The following is a 12710-nucleotide window of genomic DNA, read 5'->3' as shown; positions in this document are numbered from 1 at the left end:
TTATCCGGGATTTTCTCACGGGATGTTCACAATTAACAAGAACGTGATCAACGAAGACCTTCTCGCATTCCTTAGGGAATAAGAGCCACGAATATCTTGTATTTAAAGTAGCAAAAGAGACGGGCACGAATGGCCCGCTTTTCTCAATTAAAACCTTGCGGTTTCAGAAACAAGTTGGGAGTTGACGTTGGTTGGCGAAACCGTTTCACTATCGCGTCCTGAAAAAACTTGAGGCGGAAGGAAGAGGACAACATTTTACTTTTACATAACACCTTGAGCATCCGTTCCACTTATATTTCTCACCTAGCATAGGAGGAAATATGGCGAATAGACGAAACGTGAATTGCTTGGTGACGCTGATTCTTATTTTAGTGCCGTTATGGGCGTTTGCCGAACCAAGAACAGGAAGCTCAGAACAACACCCCATTAATCAATCAGGAATTCGTGGGGAAATATTGTTCCTCGATACAGGGAATTCCTCTACCGGTCTTATTATCAGCGGTACCGCGACCGGGCTTGATCCGGCTGCCAGCTACATTTCTCTTCGTTACGATCGTGGCTCAGTTCCCGGTGGTCCGGTTGCATGCGAACCTACTGATGGTCTGACCGCGGCCCAAATGTTCGTTGGTTTTTGGACGGTAAATAGCGATGGAACTGGAAGCATCTTTGCTCAGCTCGCAGGAGACACTTATACGCCTCTTACCGATATCGGGACCATTTCGATCCGTCTAGCTTCGGATGGTTCTCTTCAAGCTTGCGGTGAAATCCACAGAAACAGAAAATAGACGAGTCCCGCAAGGAAGTCCGGAATTTTTACAGAAGATAGAAAAGAACGCAAAGATCCAAATTCTTCGCTATCTTAGCGAGCTTCTGTTAAAAAAATCTTGTTGCTGTGGTCGCTTGACAATTCAGCATGATTTACTTAGGCTGGAGATTGTGTTAATGAAATGAATATGTACGATTTCAGAACTCTCCGTTGCTGCTGTAGCTGTCCCTGTCTGCTGGGCAGGGACGCGGGTTTTGAAATCGGTTTGGTGGCGCTGCCGCCGATTTAGTATTCCTTAGAGAATTATAAAACTTTAAACCCGCTGCCCTCCCTTGGAGGAGGCAGCGGGTTTTTTATTTTTGCGCTCAAATTTGTAATGCAATGACAGACAACAACCTGACTCTGGAACAAGTACTGAAGAAGAATTCGCGCGAGCGGCTGAAAAAAGAAAAAATGCCGCTCGACGTTATGAACGAGTTACCCGGCCTGATTCAACGGGGCTACGAGGTCATCTCGGAGGATGATATTGTCCGCTTGCAGTGGTACGGTCTCTATCACGACAAACCGAAAGTTGGTGAATTCATGATGCGAATCAAGATTCCCAACGGAATTCTGACTCCCCACAAACTCCGAACGATTGGCTTGCTTTCGCAACGGTACGGCAAAGGTTATGGTGAGATCACCACCCGTCAAGATATTCAACTGCACTCCATTCGGTTGGAGCATCTTCCTGCTGTCTTTCAAACGTTAAAGGAAGCGGACCTCGGCACAACAGGCGGATGCGGTGATGTGGTCCGCAATATAACGGGATGTCCTGTTGCCGGCATCGACCGGCGCGAGTTGTTTGATGTGCGTCCCGTCATTCGGCAATTAGCTCAATTCTTAGATGGGAACCGTGAATATTCGGATCTACCTCGCAAGCACAAGATCACCGTTGCGGCTTGTCCGGCCCAATGCAATTTACCGGAGATTCATTGTCAGGCATACACCGGCGTGAAGCAGGAAGGAGAATTCGGATTTGCCGTACGGGTAGGTGGTGGATTGTCAACGGTCCCGCGTCTGTCGAAGTCACTGGGCGCTTTCGTGGATCCGGAAGAAGTGTTGTCCGTTGTGCGCGCGATTTTGGACGTGTGGCAAAACGATCTAACTTATCGCCGGTCGTTCATAAAAGCGCGATTGAAATTCATGATCGACGATCTTGGGGTTGTAGAATTTCGCCGGCGTGTCGAACAGCGATTAGAACACCCATTGAAGTACCTTGCTGAAGACCCGATGCCTGCTGAAGAAACGAATCATCTCGGCGTCAATCAGCAACAACAAGAGAATCTCTATTACATTGGTTTTCCCGTTCTGTCCGGACGCTTCAGCGGCGAGCAAATGATTCAGGTTGCCGCTCTTACAAATCAGGAAGGCGGAGACATTCGGCTTACACAGCAGCAAAATCTCATCCTGACACACATTCAACAAACGCGTATCGATCGGGTGATAAAGCAGATGGAATCGATCGGCATCCGTTCGGAATCCGGATTACGCGGTCCCAGCATCGCCTGCACCGGTCAACCGTTCTGCAACTTCGCGGTGACGGAAACGAAGTCCCGTCTGGTGGAGGTGATCACGCATCTGGAACAAGTCTTCGGCACTTCAACACGTCAGTTGCGAATCTTTCTTGATGGATGTCCGCACGCTTGTGGACACCATTGGATCGGGGATATCGGTTTAATGGGCACTACGGGACGTACGACCGGTGGCGAAAAGGTTGAAGCCTACGACATTATTCTCCGCGGAGGGCGAGGAGTGGGTGGAGAACTTGCGGTGATCGGCAAACCTTTAGGCCGGCGCGTACCGGCTGACCAGCTCAAGTACGCAGTAGAGCGGTTGGTGCGCGCTTACAAAGCGGAGGTCGATAGTCGCGGCGTGTCACTGAGCTTTCAGCAGTTTTGCATAAATCATAACGATGATGAGCTGCAAACCATTATTGCAGGATGAGAACATGACACTACAAACAGAACCAGTAATGTTGGATGAGCTGCAAGTCGGCGAGTTATCGGTCTTCTATGATGATCAATCACCGGAGGATGTTATCCGCTGGGGGATCACACAATTTGGATCCAAGATGGCGATCGTGACGAGTTTTCAAGCTGAAGGCATGGTCATCTTAGACATGGCCACACGAATCAATCCGTACATTCGCGTGATCACGGTTGACACGGGAAGGATGCACGAAGAAACCTATGCCTTCATGGATCAGGTGCGTAGCCGTTACAGTATTAGAATCGAAGTTCAATTTCCTGACGCGGAAGAAGTCGAACACATGGTCACCAACCGTGGAGTCAACCTGTTCCACAAAGATGTGACGTCACGGCTGATTTGTTGTCAGATTCGTAAAGTGCGCCCGTTGGTTAAAGCCCTAAGCGGATTGAATGCCTGGATTACCGGACTGCGTCGCGAACAATGGGCTTCGCGCGTGAACATTCGCAAAATCGAGTTGGATCACGATCATGGTGCGATCGTGAAACTGAATCCTCTGGCCGATTGGACGGAGGATGAACTGCGGGATTACATCGAGAAATACGATGTGCCGCAACATCCGCTTTATAAAAAAGGATACTTGAGCATCGGCTGCGCTCCTTGCACTCGAGCTGTTCAACCGGGAGAAGACCCCCGCGCGGGCCGATGGTGGTGGGAGAAAGATGGGCCCAAAGAATGCGGTATGCATTGCAGTATTGAGACGGGCGGATTTGAGCATGAATTAGAGTCCTTGTTGAAGAAAGAGGAAAAACATTGATGCTGGATATCAGTGCTGAAGATAAAGAGATCCTGGATCGCGAGATCGAAAAATTGATGATCCCCCTGTCAGCGGAATCTCAGTCATACGGGAATTACGGGAAACTTCTCAAGGGACTTGAAGAACTGGCTGTCTCTGAGGAATTGATCCCCGCTCTGGAGCACATCCTGGAAATCCTGTTGTCGACACGCAAGATTCGCGATGCTTATGGACCGCATGGAGAGCAGCAATTGCTGAGACTCTACTTTCGTACAGCAAGGGGCGCCGAAGTCCGAGACCATTTAAAGCAGCTCAACCAATCACTCGATGCATTGAAAGATCAGAAGGTTTTGAGTCTGTCTTTTTCGCTTCGTGTGCCGGGTTTTTACGTTCTGGAACTGACCACCGATCAATGCCGGCTCACTCTGGACATCGATTGGCATGGCGTTTCCATTCACCAACTATCTGTTGAATTATGATTGCGACAAAACCTCGCGGAAAAGTCTATCTGGTCGGAGCAGGACCGGGTGATCCTGGGCTGCTAACACTTAAAGGCTGTGAGGTGCTCAAACGATGTGATGCGGTGATCTACGATGCACTGGTCAATACTGAGTTGTTACGTTATGTTTCATCGGATGCGGAGCGAGTCTTTATCGGTCTCGCGCATGATCGCAGCCGGCTCACTCAAACGGAAGTGGATCAACTGATGATCGAGCGCGCGGAAAAGGGAAAGATCGTTGTTCGATTGAAAGGAGGTGATCCATTCCTCTTCGGTCGCGGTGGTGAGGAAGCAGTGGCACTTTCTGAAGCAGGGATCCCATGGGAAGTTGTGCCGGGAATCTCAGCCGGTCATGCTGTCCCGGCTTACGCCGGTATCCCTTTGACGCATCGCAGCTGCGCTTCGAGCGTCGCTTTCGTTACCGGCCATGAATGCGCTAGCCGTTATTCATCGGTGGCGTGGAATAGGATCGCCACGGCGGTTGATACGATTGTTGTTTATATGGGCGTCGAAAATCTCTCGCGTATTGTTGCTGGGCTGATTCAAGGCGGGCGATCACCGTCTACGGCCGTTGCGGTGATCGAGTCGGGCACACTCCGCGATCAGAGCCTTCGGGTTGCCACGCTAGACTCCATTCTTGAGACGGTAGCAGATGTTCCTATCAAAAAGCCGGCGCTGATTGTAATCGGGGAGGTGGTTTCCCTAAGCCACCGGCTTTCTGCCTTTGCCTCCATATATAAAAGCGTATGAAGTACTACCCGGCGTTTTTAGACTTGCGGGACCGTCAAGTCCTGGTTGTGGGTGGCGGAGAGATTGCGCAGCGCAAAGTGGCGCAGTTGCTCGAAGCGGGAGCAAGGGTAAATGTGGTCAGTCCAACTTTAACAACTGCCCTGAAACGGATGGTGCTGAAGCATGCGATTCGCTATCGTCAGGCGGAGTTCGAGGGAAGAGATCTCGATGATGTCTGGTTGGTGATTGTCGCAACCGATGATAAACCAGTGAATCAACGCATCGCACATATTGCAGAAGACCGCCGCGTGTTTTGTAATGTCGTGGATCAAACTCCGCTCTGTTCGTTTCTTGCGCCGGCTATTGTCGAACGCGGGAATGTATTGATTGCTGTCTCAACAGGAGGAAGCAGCCCGGCTCTAGCTCAGCGAATGAGGCGCGAGATTCAGAGTCAGATTGGCCCGGAATATGGGCAGCTGGCCGATTTGATGAATCGATGGCGAGCTTTCGTAATGGAAAAGTTACCTGGGCAGCAAAATCGAGCCGAGGTGTTTCATCGCATGGTTGAATCAGACATCCTGGAACTGTTGCGGTCTGGCCGAACCGAAGAAGCGGAGCAAAAAACAGCAGAAATCCTTCAATCTTTTCTTCGCAGCTAGTTCTGAGCATCAGTTAGTGTATCCATTATCATGGACCCTGCAATCACATATCGGAAATACAACCGCCGAAGATTTGATCAGCAAAGCTGAGCCGCTGATCAGCAGAGATAACTCCATGATGTTTACATGGGTTGCTCCGGTCTTTTTGAATGTTCCGCACATGCTCCAGTATCTCGGCTTCCTGTCTCATCCGAACAGAGTTCCTCTGCTTTTACAGGACCGCCAGGGGAAGGTCAAGAAATCATTGTGCAGGGTGAAGCCAAGCCTCAGCTCAAAACCATTCCAAACTCATACCTTCGCAACGATCCGGCGAGTCCGGGCAGGATACCGTCATCCGAACTGGACCAGAGATTGCGCTCGAGGTGCGCGCCCGGCATGCCACTCGGACGATAGAAGTCGCGAGCTCGCAAAATAATGCCCGTGCTCCATCGGATCTTTCGAAATCATCGTATCATGGTATGAATGGTCAAAGTCTTACAAAGATTCAAAACGGAAATCGTTAGTCTTGCTTTTGTATCCATCTTTTTTTTGCCTTTTTGTGGATTGATGTTCGGATGCGGTTGCAGCTTCTTGTGGTCCGGTGGATTGACTCACTGCAACATTCATAATCCATTACCGCCAAATTGTCCCTGGTGCACCGGACCACTGGTTTTGCAGATGATTCCCTTCCTGCTTGTTTGTCTGGCGGCATATGCGGGAATTAGAATCACTCGCCATTTTAAAACACCAAATTTCCTGCGTGATCTTGCGGGCTGCTTGTTCTGCGCAATCATAACTGCTCTACTGCTCGCGTTGATCTATAAAAACATTTAATAAACCGCCAAGACGCCAAGACGCCAAGTCGCCAAGAGAAAATGATTGAAGTATTTCTTGGCGTTCTTTGCGTCTTGGCGGTTCAGTTTGAGGGACTTTTCCTTCAAAATCGGGGTGTTTCCCTCATTGTGAGCTCTTCTCCACAGTCAGAAACTGTTTATGAATCATATGGAGGAGTTTGCCATGATACGGAAGCTTAGTCTGGTGTTCTTACTGATCGCAATTGTTTCCCTTGTGTTGGATCTGCGCCCTCAAAGTGCTTCGGCGCAAATCACAGGATGGCAACAGAAAGTGGATCCGCTGGTTCTGACAGCTGCTGCCGCCGGGCCAGCCGAATTCTTAGTTGCATTGACACAACAAGCCGATTTGAGCGGGGCCAGCAGCCTGAAAAGCAAACAGGAAAAAGGGCGATACGTCTTCGACACGCTTACTGCTCTATCGAACCAGACACAATCTCCCGTTATCACTCAGCTTGATCTTCTCGGGGTTTCCTACCGTCGATTCTGGATTGTGAATGCGATTTGGGTTCGTGGCGATCTTTCCATCGTTCAAGCAATGGCACAGCGGTCCGACGTTAGTTTTATTTACCCGTCGGGATCGGGCGCATTGGGTCTTCCCGGAGGAACCGAAGCAGAACAGAGTTCTTCAGTAGAAAACGTGGTTCTGTCCATTGGCTCAAACATCAGCCGCGTCAAAGCGGATCAGGTATGGGCTTTGGGTTATACAGGGCAGGGTGTTGTTGTGGCGGGCGCCGATACGGGAGTCGCCTGGACGCACTCTGCGTTAAAGGACAAATATCGCGGGTGGAATGGCACGAGTGCAAATCATAATTATAACTGGCACGACGCAATCAAGAATCCGAATACCGGCTGTCCCGCATCTTCACCTGAACCCTGTGATGATGATGTTTTGCTGGGTGGCGGACATGGAACGCACACAGTGGGAACAATGGTTGGCGATGATGGTGGAGCCAATCAAATCGGTATGGCGCCCGGAGCAAAATGGATCGCTTGCAGGAACATGAATAACGGTCTGGGAGTGGTCCCAACATATCTGGATTGCATGGAGTGGTTTCTCGCGCCAACTGATATGAATGGCAACAATCCGGATCCAGCCAAATCGCCTCACGTGATTAACAATTCCTGGGGATGCGTCGAAGGATGCGCCTCTCCCCTGTTGAAGCAACAGATTGATGCGAGCCGCGCTGCAGGCATTGTATACGTTGTATCCGCGGGAAACGAGGGGGATACGTGCAACACCATCGCTTTTCCGCTTGCGGTCTACCAATCTGCTTTCACAGTAGGAGCGACCAACATCAACAATGATGCAATTGCAGGTTTCAGCAGTCGCGGTTCCGTGCTTACGAATCCATTAGAAGGAATACTCAGGAAGCCGGACATATCCGCCCCCGGTGTGAATGTGCGTTCGAGCTTACGAAACGGCGGATACGGAAATCTCAGCGGCACGAGCATGGCCGGTCCGCACGTTGCGGGTCTGGTAGCATTGATCATCTCCGCCAATCGATGTCTGGCAGGAAAAGTGGATCGCATTGAAGAGATCATTGAGCAATACGCGGTTCACCTGACAACGACAGAAGGGTGCGGTGGAGACACAAATGATCAGGTCCCCAATAACGTTTTTGGCTGGGGCAGAATTGATGCGCTTGCTGCGGTGCAAGCGGCCATCGCCAGCAACCATCCGCCCGTCGCTGCCGGCGATCAGGCGACAACATCCACCAATACTCCGGTAACCATCCAGGTCCTGGCAAATGACAGCGATCCCGATGAAGATTCAATTACTGTAACCGGCGTTACGCAGGGGGCAAAGGGTTCCGTCACTTCCAATCCTGATGGGACAGTCACCTACACTCCGAATAACGGATTCGCAGGTCAGGACAGCTTTACTTACACGATAGCCGATTGCGCAGGCGCCTCTTCCACAGCATCCGTAAATGTGCAGGTCGAAGGTCAGGGCAACTGTTCGGAAATCGATGATTCTGATGCTGCCGTTGAATACAAGGGCGGCTGGCATCTGCGCGAAAACAGCTCCGCTTCGCAGGGCGGGTATCATCGCCGGCTTGGCAACAATAATGGCAGCAACCGGCCAACCGCGCGGATTGTATTTGACGGAAACGATGTAACTTACTTCTACGTTAAATCGAACACGGGAGGATCGGCGAATATTTTCATCGATGGAGTGCTGCGGGAAACTCTGTCGTACGGCTCAAGCCAATCAGGACCTGAAAATCCGACATTCGGCCATTCGCGGACTTACTCGAATCTTGGCGCGGGCACGCATCAATTAGTCATCGAACATTTGAGCGGCGCAGGTTACGTTGACGGATTTAGTTTCGGCTGTGAAGCAGGAGCGGGAGCAGATGCCTCAGCTGCCGCTTATCATTCACAAACTGAAGTCAGCCAGACATCCGGGAATCAGGGACTCGTGTGGCAGCGGAAAATCACGCTTGGTGGTTCCGATCGCGAACTCTCCGTGGTTGTCGAAGGCACCGCGCTCCCCGTAACGGTTCAACTTCTAGATCCGAAAGGACTGTTGCTCGCTTCAGGCGGAGCGTTGATTCAAGGACTGAGCGCCTCGGGCCTTGATCAGAAGATTTCGAACACAGGAAATTACACTGTAAGAATTCCTAATGTACCCGCGGGATCGCAAGTGATCAGCATCAGCATTGCCCGCACTGTGCAAAATTAGCTGGCGTTGCGCTGATCATCCAGCAACACGCGGGCCTTGGAAAGCAACGTTTCCGTGTGCACAGGCTTCGACATGAAGATTATGTTTGTTGTGTCTAACTCGCTGTCGCTGGATGCGTCGGCATATCCCGACATCAGCAGCACTTCTAGATTGGGAATCGACTCCCGCATCCGCCGCGCAAGGTTTCTGCCATTCATGCCTGGCATGACCACATCTGAAATCAGTAGATCGATTTTTTCGTTTTTGACATCGATCAATCGAACAGCGTCCAGCCCGTTCTTAGCCTGAATAAACTTGTATCCCTTTAACGAGAGAATTGAGGCTACTGCACCTCGCACTGAATCGTTATCGTCAACAAGCAAAATCGTTTCCCCTTTCCCCTCCAAATCGGTCACCTCCGGGCCGGGATTTGTTGTCTGCTTCACCTCACCCCGAATCTCGGGAAAGAAAATAGATTTGAAACATTGCGGTAGCTTTTCATAATTCAAATGTATGCCAAAGTGGTTCCAAAATGGACCGTTTTGGTATCGTTTTGAATAGTTGTGGTACCATAACGGTCCATTTTGTGCCATTATGGTTGTTCTCTCTTTAACAACAACGATTCGACTTCCTTCAAAATCGGCCAGTATTCCTGTTCCAAATTCTTATTAGCTTTTAGCGCTTTGATCAGGGCGGATTGCGCCAGTACCAGATAGGGTTTGGGGTCCCGGCTGATGCGGGCCTTCATAAAAAGTAATCGCCCCATCAAGGCAGACGCATCCGCTATTTGCGGGTCAATTTTTAGCGCAGCATCCGCATAGCGCAGGCCATCCTTGATTGGGACTGAGGGATCCGCTCCACGGGACAGGTTCCATTCTGCCATCCAACGAAAGAGCACAATCGAATCAACGATCGCTTCCAGGTTCGTCTCATCCTTTTGCAATGCCAAACGCAGCGATTGCTCCGCGTTGCGGAAATAAGGATCAGGAATCTTTTTCTCGCGAATTGCCCATCGCGCTGCTGCAATTTCAACTTCCCCCTTTGTCTGATAAATGAGCGAATACGAATCACTGATTTCCAGAGCCCTCGCAATTGCGCTCCTTCCCTCCTCCAATGTTTTAGAAGGATCCACCCCTTTTTCGAGTTGTTTTGTGCTCTCAAGCGCGCAGATTTGAGCAAGGTTATTGTAGGGCCATATGTAATCGGGCTTTAGCTCGAATGCTTTTCTGTATGCTGTCGCTGCCTGATTTAAGGAATCCGCGGAATCGAGGTCCTGGCTGATTTCATAGATCGCCCGAAAATGATATGCGCTGCCAAGATTGTTGTGTCCAACAGCAAAAGTCGGATTGAGCTTAAGGGCTTCCCGGTAAGACGCAATCGCATGATTCAAACTATGGAGTGGATCCATGCCTTTTCTGATTTCATAATGAGCCAGGTGGGTGTAAGCATTTCCCACGTTGGTGTGGGGCCAAATGTAATTGGGCGATGCCTGAATGGCCTGCTGAAAATCTTCAATCGCACTATGCAACGAAGTTCGCGGATCGATTCCGTGTTGCAATTCATAGTTCCCCTTCGTCCAATGCGCGAGCCCGGAATTGTTAAAAGCCCAAACATAATTGGGTTTGCTTTGAAGGAGTTTGTCTGAGAATTCGATGGCCCGGCTCAAGGAAGCTCGTGGATCCTGACCGTGATCATTCTCATATTCTCCTTTGCGCCAGTAGGACATTCCCAATGTTTCATAGGCGTCAATGTCTTTAGGATTCCACCGAAGCGCTTCTTGAGAACTATGAATGGCCAGATTCCTCGGCTCATTGGGATCGTTTCCGACTTCAGAGATCGATTCAGCCCATCTTATGTGGAGCCAGGATTTGGCGATATGTGCGTCGCTATCATCCGGACTCGCCAGCAATGCCTTATTGATGCTATCAAGCGCGGCACGATAAACGTCAGATACGTTTTCCCCCCGTTGCCTTTTTAAATACAATAGCTGACCCAGCCTCTGTGTGTTGCTTTTGTAGATGGATGCATCACTCTTTGCAATCTCGGAAGCTGCCGCATAAAGCTGTCCCGCTGTCTCATAGTCTTTTTCTGCTCCTGTAAGATTTCCGTGATTCAATTTGTCATCACCCATCAACAAATAAGCGTCGCCCTGCAATTGTTTTGCTTCATAGAGCCAGGGATACGCTTTGAATGACTCATTTGCTTTGACCAATGCTTCCGGATATTTCTTTTCATAAAAGGAAAGTAAAGCTTCCACGTAAGTAGGAGCTTCTCCCCAAACTCCTTTACTGGACGCCAGGTAGGTCAGCGCGTCTTCTCTTATCGTTTTCTCAATTTGCTGAATCTCCTTGTCGCGCAAAATCTGGTTACTCAAACGCTGTGCCGCTTGCATTTTTTCCTGATAAAGTTTTCCAAGCACAAGCCCCAAAGAATAGGCAACCTCCGCCTCGTGGTATCCGCTTTGCCAGGCCATTTGCAGATGGTCTTGGGCTTTTTCATAATCCTTTAAGGCGAGATAGCAACGGCCGATCGCGTAATGTCCTGGGCCATATCCCAGGGAACCAACCAGTTTCATCTGCTTGCGGATGGAGTCGCTCCGTTTTCGAACGACCTGTTTCTCCTGTCTTGTGTCATGAAGCGGAAGCATGTAAGCAATACGCATCACACTTTCGATCTGTTGAATCTGTTTGCCGAATTGACCGGCGATCATCACCTGCTCTTGAGCTTGCCTGCGGGTATTCCAACTGATCCAACCGAAAATGATGGTTATCAAAAGCGCAACGGTTGCGGTCGCCATCAGACCTTTGTGTTTGCGGAGCTTTTTCCCGATCTTTCTGATCAGACTGACCGGTCGTGCCTGGATCGGTTCCCCTTCTAAATATCGATCAATGTCTTCCGCAAGCGCTTTCGCCGATTGATATCGCCGGGCAGGCTCTTTTTCCAGACATTTCATTACGATGGTTTCCACATCGCGAGGGATTTCAGGATTGCGCGTTCTTAAGAGAACAACCTCATCTTGAAAAGCTTTTACCAGAACTTCGACATCGGTGCTTCCTTCCATCGGAAGCTTCCCCGATAAAGTCTGGTAAAGCGTGACCCCCAAACTGTATACATCGCACCTGCGATCCACCTGCGAAGCCAGTCCAAACGCCTGCTCCGGTGCCATGTAAAGCGGGCTTCCAACCACAACTCCGGTTTTCGTGATGCCCGGACTACTTAAGTCGCGTGCGAGTCCAAAATCCATCACGTAGGAAATCCATTGTTGTCGCTCACTCGATTCGAGCAGAATATTCGAAGGTTTCAAATCACGATGGATGATTCCAGCACGATGCGCAGCATGAACTCCTTCAGCCACATCGCGGATTGCAAGCAGCTTCTGTTCGATTGTCAATTGTTCCCGCAAATCCAGCAAGGATCTACCGCGAACATATTGCATTGCAATGTAGGGTCTTCCTTCCAGCTCGCCTGCTTCGTATACGCGGCAGACATGCAGATGATCGATGCGGGCCTGGGCTTGAGCCTCTAGTAAGAGTCTCGCTGTTAGTGATGGCTCGTCTACAAGCAAGAACTTCAGCGCAATTTCACGTCCAAGTACGGGGTCGAACGCTTTGTATACTCGTGCCATTCCGCCCTGACCTAGAAATTCCAGTTTTTCATATGGTCCAAAGCGGCCATCAGGAAACTCAGAAGAACCGGAAACGCGATCCGCGCAAAATTTTTGGAAATCCCCCTCTACGAATGGAATTTCTTTGTGGAAAGGAACAGGAGAATCTTTCGAATCATGAGACATGAGTT

General features: G+C 50.1%; 11 protein-coding genes. 9 read left to right on the top strand and 2 right to left on the bottom strand.

Annotation, left to right across the window (positions count from 1 at the left end; all coding sequences use genetic code 11):
• Nucleotides 1-320: 320 nt before the first annotated feature.
• The 9 genes from L0156_14010 (at nt 321) to L0156_13970 (ending at nt 8936) form a co-directional block, all read left to right on the top strand.
• Nucleotides 321-785 carry a hypothetical protein gene (locus L0156_14010; protein MCI0604111.1) on the top strand — a complete coding sequence of 155 codons (465 nt, stop codon included), beginning with the start codon at nt 321-323 and terminating at the stop codon, nt 783-785.
• Between the two features lie 362 nt (nt 786-1147).
• Nucleotides 1148-2752 (top strand): nitrite/sulfite reductase, encoded by a 1605-nt coding sequence (locus tag L0156_14005; GenBank protein ID MCI0604110.1) that lies wholly within the window; start codon nt 1148-1150, stop codon nt 2750-2752.
• A 4-nt stretch (nt 2753-2756) separates the two neighbouring features.
• Complete coding sequence (locus L0156_14000) at nt 2757-3551, top strand: phosphoadenylyl-sulfate reductase (protein ID MCI0604109.1); 795 nt, start codon at nt 2757-2759, stop codon at nt 3549-3551.
• The gene (locus L0156_13995) at nt 3551-4009 is read left to right on the top strand and encodes a hypothetical protein (GenBank protein MCI0604108.1); all 459 of its coding nucleotides are present in this window, start codon (nt 3551-3553) and stop codon (nt 4007-4009) included. The genes L0156_14000 and L0156_13995 overlap by 1 nt, the downstream gene beginning before the upstream one ends.
• Nucleotides 4006-4779 (top strand): uroporphyrinogen-III C-methyltransferase, encoded by a 774-nt coding sequence (cobA, locus tag L0156_13990; GenBank protein ID MCI0604107.1) that lies wholly within the window; start codon nt 4006-4008, stop codon nt 4777-4779. The genes L0156_13995 and cobA overlap by 4 nt, the downstream gene beginning before the upstream one ends.
• Nucleotides 4776-5417, top strand: coding sequence for a bifunctional precorrin-2 dehydrogenase/sirohydrochlorin ferrochelatase (locus L0156_13985; protein MCI0604106.1), 642 nt, complete (start codon nt 4776-4778; stop codon nt 5415-5417). Before cobA ends, L0156_13985 begins: the two co-directional genes overlap by 4 nt.
• Nucleotides 5418-5433: 16 nt before the next feature.
• Nucleotides 5434-5832 carry a hypothetical protein gene (locus tag L0156_13980; protein ID MCI0604105.1) on the top strand — a complete coding sequence of 133 codons (399 nt, stop codon included), beginning with the start codon at nt 5434-5436 and terminating at the stop codon, nt 5830-5832.
• Between the two features lie 47 nt (nt 5833-5879).
• The gene (locus tag L0156_13975; protein MCI0604104.1) at nt 5880-6230 is read left to right on the top strand and encodes a hypothetical protein; all 351 of its coding nucleotides are present in this window, start codon (nt 5880-5882) and stop codon (nt 6228-6230) included.
• Between the two features lie 183 nt (nt 6231-6413).
• Nucleotides 6414-8936, top strand: coding sequence for a S8 family serine peptidase (locus L0156_13970; protein MCI0604103.1), 2523 nt, complete (start codon nt 6414-6416; stop codon nt 8934-8936).
• Here the strand turns inward: L0156_13970 and L0156_13965 are convergent.
• Together L0156_13965 and L0156_13960 are read right to left on the bottom strand one after the other, a co-directional pair.
• Complete coding sequence (locus tag L0156_13965) at nt 8933-9508, bottom strand: response regulator (GenBank protein ID MCI0604102.1); 576 nt, start codon at nt 9506-9508, stop codon at nt 8933-8935. The genes L0156_13970 and L0156_13965 overlap by 4 nt on opposite strands.
• Complete coding sequence (locus L0156_13960; protein MCI0604101.1) at nt 9508-12705, bottom strand: protein kinase; 3198 nt, start codon at nt 12703-12705, stop codon at nt 9508-9510. Before L0156_13960 ends, L0156_13965 begins: the two co-directional genes overlap by 1 nt.
• Between the last annotated feature and the right edge of the window lie 5 nt (nt 12706-12710).

The sequence above is a fragment of the bacterium genome (assembly GCA_022616075.1).
Taxonomy (GTDB): Bacteria; Acidobacteriota; HRBIN11; order JAKEFK01; family JAKEFK01; genus JAKEFK01.
This window is presented reverse-complemented; position numbering and strand designations above follow the sequence as displayed.